16 protein-coding genes are annotated in these 17,223 nt (G+C 65.4%); 13 read left to right on the forward strand and 3 right to left on the reverse strand.

Features of this window, described 5'->3' with window-relative positions; genetic code table 11:
• Positions 1-148: 148 nt before the first annotated feature.
• From ABD742_RS00760 to dhaL (ABD742_RS00785), 6 genes are all read left to right on the forward strand, one after another.
• Positions 149-904, forward strand: a complete 756-nt coding sequence (locus tag ABD742_RS00760) for an MIP/aquaporin family protein (RefSeq protein ID WP_234754662.1) — start codon at positions 149-151, stop codon at positions 902-904.
• Positions 901-1,893 (forward strand): dihydroxyacetone kinase subunit DhaK, encoded by a 993-nt coding sequence (dhaK, locus tag ABD742_RS00765; RefSeq protein ID WP_234754663.1) that lies wholly within the window; start codon positions 901-903, stop codon positions 1,891-1,893. Before ABD742_RS00760 ends, dhaK begins: the two co-directional genes overlap by 4 nt.
• Before the next feature lies 1 nt (position 1,894).
• Entirely contained in the window at positions 1,895-2,542 is a 648-nt protein-coding gene (gene dhaL / locus ABD742_RS00770; protein WP_234754665.1) for a dihydroxyacetone kinase subunit DhaL, read from the forward strand.
• Entirely contained in the window at positions 2,539-3,258 is a 720-nt protein-coding gene (locus ABD742_RS00775) for an HPr family phosphocarrier protein (protein ID WP_234754667.1), read from the forward strand. Before dhaL (ABD742_RS00770) ends, ABD742_RS00775 begins: the two co-directional genes overlap by 4 nt.
• Before the next feature lie 65 nt (positions 3,259-3,323).
• The gene (locus ABD742_RS00780; protein WP_234754669.1) at positions 3,324-4,331 is read left to right on the forward strand and encodes a dihydroxyacetone kinase subunit DhaK; all 1,008 of its coding nucleotides are present in this window, start codon (positions 3,324-3,326) and stop codon (positions 4,329-4,331) included.
• A 26-nt stretch (positions 4,332-4,357) separates the two neighbouring features.
• Positions 4,358-5,005, forward strand: a complete 648-nt coding sequence (gene dhaL, locus ABD742_RS00785) for a dihydroxyacetone kinase subunit DhaL (RefSeq protein ID WP_234754671.1) — start codon at positions 4,358-4,360, stop codon at positions 5,003-5,005.
• Positions 5,006-5,092: 87 nt separating this feature from the next.
• Here the strand turns inward: dhaL (ABD742_RS00785) and trmB are convergent, their stop codons facing one another.
• On the reverse strand, positions 5,093-6,016 hold the full coding sequence (trmB, locus tag ABD742_RS00790; RefSeq protein ID WP_234754673.1) for a tRNA (guanosine(46)-N7)-methyltransferase TrmB: 924 nt from the start codon (positions 6,014-6,016) through the stop codon (positions 5,093-5,095).
• Between the two features lie 78 nt (positions 6,017-6,094).
• On the opposite strand from trmB, the gene ABD742_RS00795 reads away from it, so the two are divergent.
• From ABD742_RS00795 to ABD742_RS00825, 7 genes are all read left to right on the forward strand, one after another.
• The gene (locus ABD742_RS00795) at positions 6,095-7,381 is read left to right on the forward strand and encodes an MFS transporter (RefSeq protein WP_234754675.1); all 1,287 of its coding nucleotides are present in this window, start codon (positions 6,095-6,097) and stop codon (positions 7,379-7,381) included.
• A gap of 99 nt (positions 7,382-7,480) precedes the next feature.
• Positions 7,481-8,452 (forward strand): Lrp/AsnC family transcriptional regulator, encoded by a 972-nt coding sequence (locus tag ABD742_RS00800; RefSeq protein ID WP_234754676.1) that lies wholly within the window; start codon positions 7,481-7,483, stop codon positions 8,450-8,452.
• 184 nt (positions 8,453-8,636) lie between these two features.
• Positions 8,637-10,076 carry an amidase family protein gene (locus tag ABD742_RS00805; RefSeq protein ID WP_234754678.1) on the forward strand — a complete coding sequence of 480 codons (1,440 nt, stop codon included), beginning with the start codon at positions 8,637-8,639 and terminating at the stop codon, positions 10,074-10,076.
• Complete coding sequence (locus ABD742_RS00810) at positions 10,073-10,390, forward strand: hypothetical protein (protein WP_234754680.1); 318 nt, start codon at positions 10,073-10,075, stop codon at positions 10,388-10,390. Before ABD742_RS00805 ends, ABD742_RS00810 begins: the two co-directional genes overlap by 4 nt.
• Positions 10,390-11,859: a sodium:solute symporter family protein gene (locus tag ABD742_RS00815; RefSeq protein ID WP_234754682.1), complete on the forward strand. Its 1,470-nt coding sequence runs from the start codon at positions 10,390-10,392 to the stop codon at positions 11,857-11,859. Before ABD742_RS00810 ends, ABD742_RS00815 begins: the two co-directional genes overlap by 1 nt.
• The gene (locus ABD742_RS00820) at positions 11,856-13,115 is read left to right on the forward strand and encodes a CaiB/BaiF CoA transferase family protein (RefSeq protein ID WP_234754684.1); all 1,260 of its coding nucleotides are present in this window, start codon (positions 11,856-11,858) and stop codon (positions 13,113-13,115) included. The genes ABD742_RS00815 and ABD742_RS00820 overlap by 4 nt, the downstream gene beginning before the upstream one ends.
• Positions 13,112-14,578 carry a carboxyl transferase domain-containing protein gene (locus tag ABD742_RS00825; protein ID WP_234754687.1) on the forward strand — a complete coding sequence of 489 codons (1,467 nt, stop codon included), beginning with the start codon at positions 13,112-13,114 and terminating at the stop codon, positions 14,576-14,578. Before ABD742_RS00820 ends, ABD742_RS00825 begins: the two co-directional genes overlap by 4 nt.
• 80 nt (positions 14,579-14,658) lie before the next feature.
• Here the strand turns inward: ABD742_RS00825 and ABD742_RS00830 are convergent, their stop codons facing one another.
• The gene (locus ABD742_RS00830) at positions 14,659-15,951 is read right to left on the reverse strand and encodes an MFS transporter (protein ID WP_234754690.1); all 1,293 of its coding nucleotides are present in this window, start codon (positions 15,949-15,951) and stop codon (positions 14,659-14,661) included.
• 26 nt (positions 15,952-15,977) lie between these two features.
• Entirely contained in the window at positions 15,978-17,198 is a 1,221-nt protein-coding gene (locus tag ABD742_RS00835) for a M20 metallopeptidase family protein (RefSeq protein ID WP_234754692.1), read from the reverse strand.
• Positions 17,199-17,223 lie beyond the last annotated feature (25 nt).

Below are 17,223 nucleotides of genomic sequence, written 5' to 3' on the forward strand. Positions count from 1 at the left end.
ATTGGCTTCTCCGTTCGACATGTCAATTTAACCCCTTGACAACCAGGGATCCTAAACGGCATTATTCGATAATACCGAATCAGAGTTGACAATGTCGAATCCGACTCTTCGGCTAATTTCATCCACCGTTCAAAGGAGAACTTTCGTCATGGACGAAAACCGCATGTGGCAGCGCGTCGCTGCCGAGTTCCTGGGGACCGCGTTCCTCGTGTTCGTAGGAGTAGGATCCGTCCCGGCCCTCGCCATCGCCCGCGGCAATGCGCCGTTTACCGGTTCGGAGCTGGGCTTCATCTCCCTGTCGTTTGGTGCAGTCGTCATTGGCACCGTCTACGTCTTCGGTTACATCTCGGGAAACCACATCAACCCCGCAGTGACCGTGGCGCTGGCCGCCACAGGGAAGTTCCCGTGGCGTGACGTGCCGGGATACCTCGCAGCCCAGGTACTGGGTGCTGTTGCAGGTTCCCTCGCGATCATTGCGGTCCTCGGCCAGAAGGCCAGTGAGCTGGGCCTCGGGGTGGCCGCCTATGGTGACATCCCCGTCTGGCAGGCTTTCACCGCTGAATTCATCGGCACGTTCATTCTGGTCTTCACGGTCTTCGGCGTGATCCACCGCAAGGCCGCACCGGGTTTCGCCGGGATTGTCATCGGCTTCATCGTGTTCGCCGCAATCATCCCCGTCGCGCCCGCCACGGGGGCATCGATCAACCCCGCCAGGACCACCGGGCCGATGCTCGTACAGTTCCTGATGGGCGGAACCGTTCACTGGGAGCAATGGCCTGTTTATGTTGTCGCCGAACTTGCCGCGGGCGTCGCCGCGGGATTGTTGTTCGGGCTCATCTCGCGCACCCAGGCTGACCGCACCTCGCTCACCGAGGCGCTGACCGAGCAGGAGTCCCGGGCGTGAACAAGCTGATCAACTCCCCGCAGACTCTGCTGGCAGACGCCCTGCGCGGTGTCGCCGCCGCGCACGGCCAACTTTCCGTTGATTTCGAGAACCGCATCGTTTTCAGCACCGCACCACGGGAGGGACGCGTCGCACTGGTCTCCGGAGGTGGCTCGGGCCATGAACCGCTGCACAGCGGGTTCGTCGGCGCAGGGATGCTGGATGCCGCGTGCGCCGGTGAGATCTTTACATCACCGACGCCCGACCAGATTCTGGCCGCCGCCACCCGGGTGGACACCGGGGCGGGGGTGCTCTTCGTGGTGAAAAACTACACCGGCGACCTGCTCAACTTTGAAATGGCCGCCGAACTCGCCCGGGAGCAGGGAATCGAGGTGGCCACCGTTGTCGTCGCAGACGACGTCGCGGTGGAGGACTCCACCTGGACAGCGGGCCGGCGCGGTGTCGGCACCACGCTGATTCTGGAAAAAGTTGCCGGCGCAGCAGCTGCCCGCGGCTGGTCCCTTGAGAAGGTACACGGGCTCGCCGAACGGACCGCCCATGCCGGGCGTTCCATGGGGGCAGCACTCACCAGCTGCACTGTTCCTGCCGTCGGCAGGCCCAGCTTCGACCTCCCCGAGGGCGAAATGGAACTCGGCGTCGGCATCCACGGCGAGCCAGGACGCAAGCGTGTGCCGGTGATGTCGGCCGCGGAACTCTCGCACGCGTTGGTCGAGTCGATCACCACCGACTATGACCTCGGCGGCAAACCTGTCATCGCTTTGCTGACCGGCCTGGGAGGAACCCCGCTGATCGAGCTCTACGCAATGTTCGCCGAGGTCTCCGACCGACTCAACGAACGCAATATAAAGGTAGCGCGCTCGTTGGTCGGCAATTACGTCACCAGTCTCGATATGGCGGGCTGCTCGCTGACTCTGGTCGGCGTAGACGACGAAATTCTCGATCTATGGGACGCGCCGGTGAACACCCCTGCCATCCGCTGGCAGGATTGACATGTCTGAAGCACTTACGATCGGTGCGCTGCAGCAGTGGCTGTACCGCTTCGCGTCCGAAATCACGACACAGGCGGACTGGCTGACCGAGCTGGACTCGGCGATTGGAGATGCTGACCACGGGACCAACATGGTCCGCGGCACAGCCGCAGTGGTCACCAAGCTCGATGGCGGGGCGACAGGCACCGTACAGGAACTGCTTAAGGCCGTCGGCATGACCCTGGTGGCCACCGTCGGTGGGGCCAGCGGGTCCTTGTACGGCACCTTCTTCATTGAAATGGCCCGAAACAGCCCCGCGGACGTGCAATTGAACGGATCTGAATTGGAGAACGCACTGCATGCCGGCGTCAACGGCGTCATTGCACGGGGACATGCAACGGTTGGCGACAAGACCATGATTGACGCCCTCGAACCGGCCGTCACGGCACTGTCCCAGTCCCTGGCTGACGGCCAGCAACTGCAGTGCTCAATTGCGGCCGCCGCCGCTGCGGCGACGACCGGCCGGGACTCCACCAAACCGCTCGTCGCACGCAAAGGCCGGGCGTCCTACCTCGGTGAGCGCAGCGCCGGACACATCGATCCGGGAGCCGCGTCAGCGGCCATCCTGCTTGCAGCGCTGGCCGCCAGCATCGGGGAAGGAACCGCATGATCGGCATCGTACTCGTCTCACACAGTGAAGCCCTCGCAAACGCCGCGATGGATCTCGCCCTGCAAATGGTTCACGGCGCGCAACCTCCCATCCGGATCGCCGCGGGCGTGGCCGGAGGTTTCGGCACCGACGCAACAGCAATCGCGTCCGCAATCGATGACCTCGCCACCATTGAGGGTGTGCTCGTGATCACCGACCTGGGATCAGCGATCCTTAGCTCATCCCTGGCCTTGGAGATCCGCAGCAGCACCTACGAGGTCTTGATCAGCGACGGCCCCTTCGTCGAAGCAACTACGGCTGCAGTGGTCAGCGCAACGGCAGGAAGTTCGCTGGCCGACGTTGCCGCTGAAGCGAGCAACGCCCTCAGCGCAAAGAAGACCCAGACCGTCACCGGAGCAGGCGCTTCAGTCGCGGAAGACACCGATCCGGAGAACCCCGCCGCCAGCGCAGAGGAACGTCTGATCAATCCGATGGGCCTGCACACCCGCCCGGCAGCCCTACTCGTGCAGACGGCCGGGGAGTTCAGTGCCGACATCGAACTCACAAACACCACCGCCGGGCGAGGACCGGTCAGCGCATCCAGTGTGATCGGTCTGCTCTCCCTCGCGGCGAGCAAGAACGATCAGCTCCGCATTGATGCCAACGGCCCCGACGCCAGTCGGGCCGTGAACGCCGTAAAGCAACTCGTCCTCCAAGGGTTCGGCGAGCTGTCCTAGCCTCCTTCCCCAACGCCTTCATCCCTCTCTTTCCGCTGTCCTATTTACAGAACCGGAGTACTTCCATGCCCACATCCGTGCGTCGACACATCGTCAACAACCCCCACCGCGTCATCGACGAAGCCCTGGACGGTTTCGCCCTGACCTATCCGGAGCTGGTGACGTTCAACAACGAACACAACCTGATCTCCCGCAAAACCCTGACACCCGGCAAGGCCGGACTTGTCTCAGGAGGAGGCTCCGGCCACGAGCCACTGCACGCCGGATTCGTCGGGAGCGGCATGCTCGACGTCGCCGTCTGCGGCGCAGTGTTTGCCAGCCCCACCGCAGACCAGGTGCATGCGGGCACCAAACTCGCCAACACCGGCGCAGGTGTCGTGCAGATCGTGAAGAACTACACCGGCGACGTCCTCAACTTCCAGATCGCCGCGTCCCTGGCCGATGACGACGGCGTTCCCGTGGAGCAGGTCCTGGTTGACGACGACCTCGCCTCCGACAACGGCAACGACGGTCCCGGACGCCGCGGCACTGCCGCAGTGGTCACCGTCGAAAAGGTATGCGGCGCTCTCGCCGAGCGGGGCGCCGACGTGTCCACGATCGCCGCCCGCGGCCGCGACGTCGTAACCCGTTCACGCAGCCTGGCGATCGCCCTGGACGCAGGTGCGCACCCCGGTGAGTCCGCTGCGGCGTTTGAGCTGGAACCGCACGAGGTCGAATTCGGGGTGGGCATCCACGGTGAACGCGGCACCGGCCGCATCGCCTATGCGCCTGCCGATGATCTGGTCGAACAGCTCGTCACCCCTTTGGTGAACAGTCTGCAGGTCAAGCGCGGCCAGTCGGTGATTGCGATCGTGAACGGCCTCGGCGGGGCCTACCCGCTCGAGCTGTCCATCGCAGCCCGCCACGTACACAACCTTCTGAACGGTCGTGGCATCAGCGTCGCGCGCTCCTTGACCGGCACGTACGTCTCTTCCCTGAACATGCACGGCCTCTCCGTGACCCTGACCGTTGCCGACGACGAACTGATCAGCCTGTGGGACGACACCGTCCGCACACCAGCCCTCACTTGGTAACAACACAACAAACCGAAGGAAACACCATGACCAACTTCATCAACGGCACCGCTGCACTGACGTGGATCACCTCGTTCAGCGAACGATTCGACTCGACACAGGCCTACCTGACAGAGCTGGACAGGCTCGCCGGTGATGGCGACTTCGGCGTGAACATCGCGTCCGCCCTGGAACGCACACGAGCAGGTTTGCCGCCCGCCACGGAGGCGACCTTTACCACCGTGTTCCAAGCCGCAAGCCGTGGCTTCATGGCCACCGGAGGCACCAGCGGACCGCTGTTCGGGATGTGGTTCCGCGACATCGCCAAAGGGACCAAGAATGACGCAGCAGCCGTCACTGACATCGCCCAAGGCATCGCCGCGGGTCTGTCGACCATCCAGAAGCTCGGCGGTGCCCGGGTCGGTGACAACACAATGATCGACGCGCTCGAACCGGCATCCGCTGCCCTCACCGTGGCCGCCGAGCGCGGCAGCACGCCAGGCGAGGCGCTTCTGGAAGCAGCCCTGGCTGCCCGGGCCGGTGCCGAGTCCACCGCCAACCTCATCGCCGCGCGCGGCAGGGCCACTTACGTGGGCGAACTCGCGCGAGGGGTGCTCGACCCCGGCGCGGTCACCATCGCACTGTTCTTTGAGGCCGGTGCGGACACCGTCGGCGCCGGCCGGGCCACCAGCTAACCATCGTAGGGATGCTACGCACGCGATGTCGCCCGAGCTTAGAACAGCCAGCCTTCCGGTAGAAGGTGCGGTGTGGAGGCGATGCTGCTAGATCCTGCGATAGCTGAGGTCGAAGATCATACGTCCGGCCTCGTGGGCCTTGTTTTCGAAGCTGGTGCGGATGCGGCCGTCGAAGCGCGGAGCCCACCCGCCCACGTGGTCCACTCCCTCGTTGGGGCCTGTGTGCTCGGTGCTGACCGGGGCGCGGCCTTCCTTGACAGGTGCCCCGCCAACCATGGTTTCGACTCCGGATTCCCACACCTGGGTGAGGGGGCTGTCAGCGCCGGTCCGTTCGCCGTCGTGCACGTTCTCGAACTCGGTGGAGCCGGCCAGGACCTCGCGGACGTGTATGGCGTAGTTGGACCAGTCGGTGGCGATCCGCCACAGGCCACCCTTCTTGAGGGACCGTGCTGCGAGTTCGGCGAACGCGGGCTGGATGAGGCGGCGTTTGTGGTGCCGGGATTTGTGCCACGGGTCGGGGAAGAAGACCCAGAGCTCGCTCACCGAACCCGCGGGGAGCATGGTGGCCAGGACCTCGGGGGCGTTGGCCTCCACCACGCGGACGTTGCTGAGCCCGCGGCTGTTGATCTTGATCATGGTGTTGGCCAGGCCCGGGGTATATACCTCCACGGCGAGGAAGTCCCTGTCCGGGTTCTCCTCCGCCGCGTGGCATACGGCGTCGCCGAGTCCCGAACCGATTTCAACGATCAGCGGCGCCTTGCGCCCAAACTCCGCTTCGGCGTCGAACACGTAGTCCGGGTGCACGGACGTGTTGGCGACATGCCGCGGAACCTGGATGGCCCAGCGGTCCGAGTGCTCTTCCCACGCGGCCTGGCGGCGGCCCTGAAGGCGCGTCCCGCGGCGCACAAAACTGACCGGCCGGCCACCATACGTGCCGAAGGAGGCCTGGCTGCCTGGGGTCACGGGGCGCGAAGACTGCGGTGTTTCAGGGGATTCTGGGGTTTCACTCATCCCCTCCAGAATACCGTTGTAGGACCAAACGCCCGCGGCGGGAGCCGGCGTATGTGGACAAACTGCCAGAATGGGTTGGTGACCCGCGCTTCAAGCTCCTCCAAGAACACCAAGCCGCACCCCGGCGTCCCCGAGACCCTCGTCGACGCCGAGATCGACGAGCTTCCCGCCGCCGAGCCCACGCAGGTCAAGACGCGGGGCGGACTCGTCTTCCTGGGGATCTGTCTTGTGCTCATCGGCCTGAACCTGCGGACGGTGTTTTCGAGCTTTTCGGCGGTCCTTCCGGAAGTCACCGCCGACGCCGGGCTGCCGGGCTGGGCAGTGGTTGTCCTCACCACTGTGCCAGTGACCTTGTTGGGTGTCTTTGCGCCTCTGGCGCCGGTCCTGGCGCGCCGTTTCGGTGCCGAGAGAGTATTGCTTGGCGCGATGGCAGTGCTAACGGCTGGGCTGCTGCTCCGTCCCGTGGACCTCGCCGGCGCCGGGCACTTGCCCGCGCTCCTCGCCGGAACCGCGGCGTGCGGCGCTGCGATCGCGCTATGCAACGTGCTCCTGCCCGGGGTGGTGAAGCGCGACTTCCCGCATCGGCTTGGGCTCATGGGCGGGCTATATACGACGGCGATTTGCGCGTCTGCCGCGCTTGGCGCCGGTTTCACCTATCCCGTCTTCACGGCGGCCGGGCACTGGACCTCGGCGCTGTGGTTCTGGGCGCTGCCCGCCGCCGTCGTACTTTTGCTTTTCTTGCCGCTCGCGATCCGCCAGCATCCCGTCCGGCACAACGCCGCCGACGGCGGTGCGAACGTCTGGCGTTCCGCCGTCGCCTGGCAGGTCACCATCTTTATGGCGTTGCAGGCGATGATGTCCTTCAGCGTGTTCGCCTGGTTGGCGCCGATTCTCCGCGATCGCGGGATCGACGGCGGGACGGCCGGCTTCATCGTGTCCGTGTCGATTGTGCTGCAGATGCTTGGTTCGTTCATCGCCCCGGGGCTCGCGGCCCGTTTCAAGGATCAGCGCGTCATCAACACCGTGGTGGCGCTCATGACCGGCGGCGGCTTCGCCTTGAGCATCTTCGGCCCCACGGATCTGATTTGGGTGTGGACCGGGCTGTTAGGCCTTGGCCAGGGGAGCCTCACGGCCGTGGCGTTGACTATGATCATGCTGCGTACGCGCGATTCGCACACCGCGGCGCATCTTTCCGGCATGATGCAGGGCGTCGGCTATGGCTTGGGCTCCACGGGAACCCTGATGGTCGGCCAGTTGCACCAAGCGACCGGTGGCTTCGCGGCTGCCGGCATCCTGTTCCTCATAGTGGGATCCCTGGCGGCCTTCTTCGGCTTCCGCGCCGGCCGGAACCGGTATGTCGGCTAGCCCAACTGACTCGCAGTTGTTGTCGTTTTCGGGCCTCTAAACGACGTTAACTGCGAGCCAGTTGGGGAGGGAACACAGCGAGGCGGCATAATCGGGTACATGGTCATGCTGGCACCCTCGCGCGAGCTGGACGGGCTCGATCGGCGGATTGTCGGCGCTCTCCAGGTCAATGGCCGCGCCTCCTGGCGGCGGATCGCCGAAGTTCTGGGCGAGCCGTTCAGCACGGTGACCCGCCGCGGCATCGCCCTGCTGGATTCGAGTATCGTGCGGGTGGCCGGCCTGGTGACCCTTGGCCCCACCCATCTTGTGGAAGTGCACTGTGAACCGTCGCGGTTGGTCGCCATCGCGGAGGAGCTTTCAGGCGATCCGGACGCTATTTTCGTCTATGCGCTCACCGGCCCCACTCGAATCCTGTTCGAAGTTCAAGCCCGTCCGGGACGCCTCTCGAGTCTTGTGCTGGAGGAACTACCAGCACTCGACGGCGTGGTGCAGGTGAGCGCGTCGCCCGTCATGGAGTACTTCCGCACGGTGGCTGAATGGCACCCGGGCCCGGTCACCGCAGAGGAAACTGCCGCGCTTCAGGAAGTGCCGCCTCCGCCGTCCCGTCCGAGTGCGAGTGGAGTGCTCGACGACGTCGACTCCCACCTCGTGCGGATCCTCGTGGCTGACGGCCGCGTTCCGGTCGCCGAGCTGGGGGAAGCCGTGGGGCTTTCCGCCCCGGCCGTGCGCCGACGGCTCAACACCCTCCTCGAGGACGGCACGCTGAGTGTCCGGGCGATCGTTGAGCCCGCGGACATCGGCCTTCCGATCGAAGCCGTGGTCTGGGTCCGCACTGCCCCCGCCGACGCTGTCGAGGTTGGCCGGCTGCTCGCTGAAGCGCCCGGAGTCCGCTACGCGGTCATGGCGATGGGCGAATTCCAGCTCATGGCCAACGTCACCCTCGCCAGCTTGAACGAACTGCGCGATTTCCTCACGTCATCTCCATGGGCCGAGCGTGCCCTGGCTGTGCGCAGTTCCCTCGTGGTGCGGGCGTACAAGCGCGGCGGCTTGCGCATGCCCGCCCTCGACTGAGCCAGTTAGAAACCAGCTTCCTCCCGTCTGGGTTCGCTCCTGCCCAGAAAAGGGTGCCTTGCGCGCCAAAAAATCTCATGCGCACCCCTAGCCAAATGTGATTCACCACACTATCGTGGTTCATTAATTCCATTTGAGACAAAGAAGTGACTCAAAAGGAAACTAAATGAAAGCAACATGAATCATGACAAACGACTTGATTTACCGTGGGGCAGTGGAGCTGGCCGGGCTCCTGCGTTCCCGGGAGGTGTCTGCCACCGAGGTCCTCGAGGCGCACCTGGACCAGATCGACAAGCTCAACCCGCTGATCAACGCGGTCGTTACCCTCGACGAAGAGGGCGCCAGAGCGGCCGCAGCGGAAGCCGACCGCAAGATCGTGGCCGGAGAGCCAGTGGGACCGCTCCACGGCTTGCCCATCAGCTTCAAGGACACCGCGAATACCGCGGGGATGCGCACCACGTTCGGGCACCCGCACTTCCGGGACCACGTTCCGGAGGAAAATGATCTGCACGTCCAGCGCATCCTCGACGCCGGAGCAATTCGAGTGGGCAAGACCAATGTCCCCGAGTTCGCCGCCGGATCCCACACCTTCAACCGTGTCTTCGGTGCAACGCGCAACCCCTACGACCCCGGCAAGTCCGCCGGCGGCAGCAGCGGTGGTGCGGCAGCTGCCCTGGCAGCGGGCTTCCAGCCGATCGCCGATGGAAGCGACATGGGCGGCTCCCTCCGCAACCCGGCGTCGTTTTGCAATGTGGTCGGCCTGCGTCCCACCCCCGGCATGGTCCCCAACACGGACGGCAACAACGTCTTTTTCCCGTTGGGCGTGGCCGGACCCATGGGCCGCACGGCGGCGGACGCTGCGCTTTTGTTCGAGGTCATGACCGGCGCTTCGCCCGACGATCCCCATTCCGTTTTCCCGACCGGTCCCGAACGCCGCGATGCCCCCGCCACCGAACTGTCCCCAGCCGATTTTGCCGACCTGCGTATCGCGTTCGCTCCGAGCCTCGGCGGCCGGATCCCTGTGAGCCGCGAGGTTCTCGACGTCATTGAACCGCAGGCAGCGGCCCTCGCGGCCCTGGGCGCACACGTCGAGCTGGACTGCCCGGACCTCGACGGTTCCGAGCAAGTGTTCCGCGTACTGCGCGCAGCCTCTTTCGACTCGATGTGGGGCGAACAGCTGGCTGGGGAACCCGATGCCTTCAACCATTTCCTGGCCGGCAACATCCGCGAAGGTGGCCTGCTCAGTGGCCGCGACGTAGTTCGCGCCGAGGAAGGAATGACCCGCCTGATTCGCAAGGCGGCCGGATTCTTTGAGCGTTACGACCTGGTTATTGCCCCTGCGTCCCAGGTTGTCCCGTTCGACGTCGATCTCGAATACCCCACCGAGATCGAGGGGCAACGGCTCCAGAACTATCTCGACTGGATGCGTGCCCCGTACCTGTTCACCCCGCTTGGCCTCCCCGCCCTGTCGGTTCCGGCCGGTTTCACCCCCGCCGGACTTCCCGTAGGCCTCCAGATGGTCGGAGCACGCGGCAGCGACGCCCGCCTCCTCCGCCTGGCTTCCGCCTTCGAGAAGATCTCTTCCTGCTCATCCGTTCGCCCCCAAGGAGCTGCAGTTCTATGAGCACTACCCTGTCATCCCCCAAGAGATTGACCATTGCCTCAGTCCCCATCGTGGGCATGATCATCACACCGTTCCTGCCTTTCGTTTCCACACCAACGCTATGGCTTGGCCTCCCTTCGGCGATCGTCTGGATGGGCCTCATGATCGTCGCCACGATCGTCGCACTGCAGATTATCGAGCGCACGTACCTTCGCGAAGGCGGTGCCGAACTCGACCGTCTTGAAGCCGAGCAAAGCGCCTTGGCAGGCGCCGCTACAACGAATGGCGCCGCTACCAATAGGCCGGCCACCATCACCGAAACGGAGGCCTACTGATGCTTACAGTCGCCATCATCATCGGAATTGTCGGCATCGGCGCCCTCGGTATCGTGGGCCGCCGACGCCAGACAGAACTCTCCAGCTGGACCGTCGGCAAGCGGGATTTGCCCCGCTGGACCAGCTGGTTCCTCCAAGCGGGCGAGTCGCTGACCACGTTCAGCTTCCTCGGCCTCGCCGGAATCGCCTTCGGTGGCGGCGTTGCCGCACTCTTCGCCGTCGCCTATCTGACCATCAACTGCATCGTCCAGTATTTCGTGATTCCCCGGCAGCGAGCGCTGGGTGCGAACCGCGGCTACCTGACCATGGCGGACTTCTTCCAGGACCGATTCAACAGCAAGGCCCTGGGCAAGACCGTGGCCCTCGTCGGTGCGGTGTTCCTCATCCCGTACCTGCAACTGCAAATCACCGGGCTTGGATTGATCGTCCAGCTCGCTACCGGGAGCGAATCGGCGCGTGGTTACAGCATGGCCGTGGCCAGCGTGCTGGTGGTCGTCTTCGTCATCTGGGCGGGCATCCGGGGACTCGCCAAGGTGGCTGTTTTCAAGGACTTCGCCATGCTGGCCGCCCTGGTCATCATGTTGGCCGGTGTGGTCGCCGGCATTGGCGGCATCCCGGATATCTTCGCCAAAGTCATGGATACCGCCCCGAGCTACCTCACCATCAGCCGTCCGGGCTTTGACGCCACCTTCTGGGTGACCTCGGTGATCGTGACAAGCATCGGCGCCGGGCTCAACACCTTCCCGCACTTGTGGCCGCCGGTTCTTGCCGCGAAAAGCGGTGCCGTGCTGCGGGACAACGTCAAATGGCTTGCGGTCTACCAGTTCCTCCTGCTCATCCCGATCACCGCCGGAATTGCCGCCACCCTGGTCCTCGATCCGAAGACCAAGAGCAACTTCGTCCTCTTGGGCATCGCCCAGCACACCTTGCCGGAGCCACTGATCGCGATCATTGCCATCGGCGGCGCAGCGGCTGCCATGGTTCCGGCGGGCGCGATCGCGATGGGCATTTCCTCGCTTGTCTCGAACAACCTGCTGTCCGTGAAGAACCCCAAGCTGCGGTTCCGGATCAACCACGTGGTGGTCGCCATCGCCGTCGGACTGGCTCTGGCTTTCGGGCTCGCAAAATCGGACATCGGAGCGCTGCTCCTGCTCACGTACGGTGGCCTCACCCAGCTCGCTCCCGCCGTCGCCATCGCGATCGGCCGCAAGGTGCGCATCGGCGCCGTTCCGGTCAACCTGGGGATCATCGTCGGCACGCTCACAGTAGCTGTCATCACCTTCGGCAACGTCCCCACGGGCGGCGTCGATTCGGGCCTCATTTCCCTCGCCCCGAACCTTGTGGTGCTCGCCGTCGCTGAACTTATCCGCCGTCGTCGCGCGGACGACGTCGGGCCAGTTCCGGAGCATCTTGCGGTTGATGGACACAGCGCGGTTGAAGGGCACAGCACCGTAGGAGTCGAAGCATGACGCAGCCCGGATTCCCCGACCACAAGCAACACCACGAGGGACCGCTCGTCGGCAAGCTCGTCGTCGACCTCTCCCGCGCCCTTGCCGGTCCGCACGCCGGCATGATGCTCGGTGACCTCGGCGCCCGCGTCATCAAGGTGGAGAATCCCGACGGCGGTGATGACAGCCGCGGCTGGGGGCCGCCGTTCGTCGATACTCCTGAGGGCCGCGAGTCAACGTACTTCCTTTCGTGCAACCGGAATAAGGAGTCCATCCGGCTTGACCTCAAGGCGGCAGACGGCAAGGCCGCGTTGCGGGAACTGCTGCGGCGGGCCGACGTCCTCGTGGAGAACTTCCGTCCGGGAACCCTGGACCGGCTGGGTTTTGATCCCAAGAGCCTCGAAGAGTTGAATCCGCGGCTGGTGGTTCTCGCCATCAGTGGTTTCGGCCACGACGGTCCGGAGGGGAACCGTGCCGGCTACGACCAGATTGCCCAGGGCGAAGCCGGGCTGATGTCCCTCACGGGTTCAGGTCCCGGGGACCCGCAGCGCGTTGGCGTACCGATTGGCGATGTCCTGGCTGGAATCCACGGCGCCTACGGTGTGCTGGCGGCTCTCCTGGAGCGTGAGCGGACGGGCCGTGGCCAGATGGTCCGCACGTCCCTGTTGTCCTCGATCGTCAGCGTTCTTGCTTTCCAGGGCACGCGTTGGACGGTGGGCGGCGAGGTTCCGCAGGCCCAAGGCAACCACCATCCTTCGATCGCGCCATATGGGCTGTTCCGCTGCGCGGGAGGCTCGGTGCAGATTGCCGTGGGATCCGAAGGTTTGTGGCGCCGCTTCGCGGAAGAATTCGGACTGTCCGTTCGGGACGAACGCTGGCGCGACAATCAGTCCCGCGTGGCCCACCGGGCCGAGCTGGCCGAAGCGATCGAAGCCGCATTCTCGGAGTCCGACGCCGAAGAGCTGCTCGCGCGGCTCGAAGCGGCCGGGGTGCCCGGAGGCCGGGTCCGTTCCCTGGACGAAGTCTTTGGGTGGGAACAGGCGCGGAGCCAACACCTCGCCGTCGAACTCGAGCACCCCACGCTGGGACGCATCGAGGTCCCGGGATCGCCGCTGCGCTTCTTCCAACCGGACGGCACCGAGACCACCAGGTTGCGGCACACTGCGCCGCCGAGGCTCGGAGAGCACGACGACGCCGTCCGGGCGTGGCTTGACAGCGCAGGGTTGCCCGGCGACGCATTGCCCGGCGACGCATTAATTGGTTCGGGGGCGTCGTGACGGCGGTCGCGGAGGCCACTCGCCCGGAAGCGGCTTCCACCGGACACCGGCAGCGCCGCCTTAGCGGGGCCGAGTTTCTTGAGCAGCTCCTCGACGCCGGCAGTTTCCGGAGTTGGGGCCGGCCTGTCCCGGCGCCGCCGGGGGCGGATTCTGCCTACCTCGCGGATCTGGCCCGGGCCCGCGATCGTAGCGGTACCGACGAGTCCGTGCTCACGGGCGAAGGGACGCTGGATGGGCAGCCCGTGGCCGTCCTGGCCAGCGAATTCGCCTTCCTCGGCGGCTCGATCGGGCGGTCCGCCGCCGAGCGGATCGTCGCAGCAATTGAAGAGGCGGGCCGACGTCGGCTGCCCCTCGTGGCCGCTCCTGCGTCAGGCGGCACCCGAATGCAGGAAGGTACCCTAGCCTTCCTGCAGATGGTGCGGATTACCGAGGCGCTCGCGGCATACAAGCGTCTAGGGCTGCCCTATCTGGCATATCTCCGGCACCCCACCACAGGCGGCGTCTTCGCCTCGTGGGGATCGTTGGGGCACATCACCGTCGCGGAACCAGGTGGGCTGGTTGGCTTCCTGGGTCCCAAGGTCTACGCCGGACTCACTGGGCAGGAGTTTCCGGTGGGAATCCAGAGCAGCGAGCATCTTCTCGCTCGTGGAACGGTCGACGCCGTGTTGGACGCACCGGGTTTCAGGAACCTTGCCGCTGAGGTGCTGGGCATCCTCGCTGGCCGGGGGTCCTGGATCGATGCGGGGACCCCGCCGGTCACAGCTAACAGCAGCGACGACGCTTCCGCGTGGGATTCGGTCGTACTGACTCGCGACGCCCGGCGTCCCGGGCTGGCGGAACTGCTCGACGCCGGGTTCGGCCGCCTCGTGCGCTTGCACGGCACGGGCCGTGGGGCAGCTTCGGCGAGCACCGCCGTCGTGCTGGCCGAACTCGAGGGGCGGCCCGTCGTCGTCGTTGGCCAGGACCGCGCAGCCCAGCGGGCGGGGAGCGTCCTCGACGCCGCGGGTTTGGCGCAGGCCCGCCGGGGGATGCGCCTCGCGGAGGAACTAGGGCTGCCGCTCGTGACGGTGGTGGATACTCCGGGGGCCGAGCTTTCGGTCCGGGCCGAGGAATCCGCAATCGCGGGCGGAATCGCTGATTGCATCGCGGGAATGCTCGGACTTACGGTGCCAAGCGTTGCCGTGCTCCTCGGCGAGGGGGCCGGTGGGGGTGCGCTCGCTCTTGCGGCTGCCCGCCGCACGGTGGCGGCCGAGCACGCCTGGCTCGCGCCACTGCCGCCGGAAGGTGCCAGCATCATTGTGCACGGTGACACGTCCCTGGCGGCCGAGCTGAGTGAGCGGCAACGGATCGGAGCGCGCGCACTCTTCGAAGGTGGTGCCGTGGACGAGGTGGTAAGCGAGGGCGAGGGTTTCATCAAGCGCCTGGTGGAAGCCGCCTCCCGGCACCTCGCCGCCCAGCTTTAACCCAACTGGCTCGCAGTTGTTGTCGTTTTCAGCGCTCTAAACGACGTTAACTGCGAGTCAGTTGGGTCCGGGCGTGGGAGTTAGTGCGTCAGGTCCTTGCCCTTGGTTTCGGGGATCATGAAGGCGAACGCGATTCCGATGGCCAGCAGGATCACGGCGTAGACGTTGAACATGTTGGCCTGGCCGATGCTGCCGAGCCAGGTCTGCAAGTACGGGGCCGTCCCGCCGAAGACCGCTACGCAGATGGAGTACGGGACGCCGACGCCCACGGTGCGGATCTTGGTCGGGAACAGCTCCGCATATACGGCCGGGACAATCGAGGCGCTGCCGGCGATGAAGAACAACATCACGGACATCGAAACGGCCAGCTGCCACGGGGAATCCTTCAGGAGCCAGGTCATGGGGAAGTGCAGCAACGCCGCACCTGCCGAGCTCATGATCAGCACGGGCTTGCGGCCGATACGGTCGGACAGCTTGCCCCAGAACGGCAGCGCCGCGATGAACGCAATGTTTCCGATGACGCCGGCCCACAGGGCTGCTCCACGGTCCATCTTGAGGGTGCTCGCCGCATAACTCGGCGCAACGACGCCCCAGATGTAGTAGACAACGGTGAGGCCGACGGTCAGCCCGATAACCTGCAGGGCCTGTTTGCGGTACTTGACGATCTGCGGCCACATGGGCTCGCGCTTTTCCTTGGGCACCTCGGCTTCGAATGCCTCGGTCTCCTTCATTTTGGCCCGCATGACCAAGGCGTAGATGCCCAGGGCGCCGCCCACCAGGAACGGCACGCGCCAGCCCCAGGCGTTCATGTCGGCCTTGCTCAGCACGCCGGTCAGGATGGCGCCCAGCAAGGTTCCGGCAAGGATGCCGGCGGTTCCGGAGGTGTAGATGAGGGTCGCCCAGAATCCGCGCTTTTCCTTGGGCGCCATTTCGGACAGGTACGTTTGCGACGACGGCAGCTCGCCACCGTGGGCGAGGCCCTGGATGAGGCGGGCCACCAGCAGCATGACGGATGCCAAGGCCCCGACAGCCTGGAAGGTCGGGGCGATACCGATCAGCAGGCTGCCGACAGCGGCGAGGCCGACGGCGAACGTCATGGACGTCTTGCGACCGATCCTGTCGCCGATCCAGCCGAAGACGAAGCCGCCGAACGGTCGGGCCACGAATCCGACGGCGAAGATCGCCAGGGTGGAGAGAACCGCGGACGTGGGATCGGCACTGCTGAAGAGCGCGCTGGCAATGAAAGGCGAGAACGTGGCGTAGATGGCCCAGTCGTACCATTCGACGGCGTTGCCGATGCCGGTGCCGATGAGGGTTCGCAGATGGGACTTGTGAACCTGGACTGTGTCTGAAGTGCCAACGGTGGCGGTCATGTCTTGCTCCAAGGTTGGGGTGGGGGTTAGTTGCCGGCGGCGAGGGTGGCGATGCGGGAGACCGCGAGCTCTGTGTAGAGCGCCGCACCGTCGGACAGGATGCCGTCGTCGAACGTGGCGTAAGGGGAGTGGTTGAACGGTGAGGTGGTGTGGTCCACGCCCCGCGGTACGGCGCTGAGGCCCACGAAGGTTCCCGGAACTTCGGCCAGGACCCGGGAGAAATCCTCCGAGCCACTGATCGGCGTGGCCCAGCGGGAGAGCCGGGAATCGCCGAACATGTCCGAGATGACGTTCTCGGCGGTGTGGGTCTCGTCCTCGTCAGTGACGGTCATGGGGTATTCGCCGCGGTAATCGACGTCTACTTCCAGGCCATGCGCGGAGGCAATACCCTGGAGGAGCTGCGGAATCGCGGTCATCATCCGGTCGCGGGAGGCTTCCGAGAACGTGCGGATGGTGGCTTCGAAACGCGCGGACTCGGGGATGACGTTGCGCTTGGTACCTGCCTGCAGTACGCCCACGGTCAGGACTACGGGATCGAACATGTTGAACTGCCGAGTGATCATGACCTGCAGGGCGGTCACCATTTCCGCGGCCGCAGTCACCGGGTCCTTGGCCGCGTGCGGCGCTGAGCCGTGACCGCCGGCACCGAGGACCGTGACGAAGAGTCCGTCGGAGGCGCTCATCATGACGCCCGGCTTGGTGCAGAACTGGCCATACGGTTCCAAGGAGGAGAAGACATGCATGCCGTAGGCGGCGTCAACACGGCGGCCGGCGGCGTCGAGGACGCCTTCGCGGATCATGTGGCCCGCGCCGTCGAAGCCTTCTTCGCCCGGCTGGAACATCAGGACGACGTCGCCGGCCAGCTGATCGCGTCGTTCGGCCAACAGGGTTGCGGCTCCGGCGAGCATGGACGTGTGGAGGTCGTGGCCGCAGGCGTGCATGGCGCCGTCGATCTTCGAGGAGAACTCGACGCCGGTGCGCTCCTGGACGGGAAGTCCGTCCATGTCGGCGCGGAGCAACACAGCCGGCTTCCGGGTTGAGGCGTGCGGCGCGCCGCCGCGCAAGACCGCGGTGACCGACGTCGTGCTCTCGCCAAGGGTGATTTCGTACGGGAGCCCGTCGAGCGCCTTGAGCACCTTTTCCTGGGTGCGTGGGAGATCCAGGCCGATTTCCGGTTCCTGGTGGAGCTCGTGACGGAACCGGGCGATTTCTCCCTGCATCTCTTTGGCGTCTGAGGCGATCGACATCTGTTCTCCTGTTTCCTGAACGTTT

This window comes from Arthrobacter ramosus, assembly GCF_039535095.1.
Lineage (GTDB): Bacteria > Actinomycetota > Actinomycetes > Actinomycetales > Micrococcaceae > Arthrobacter > Arthrobacter ramosus.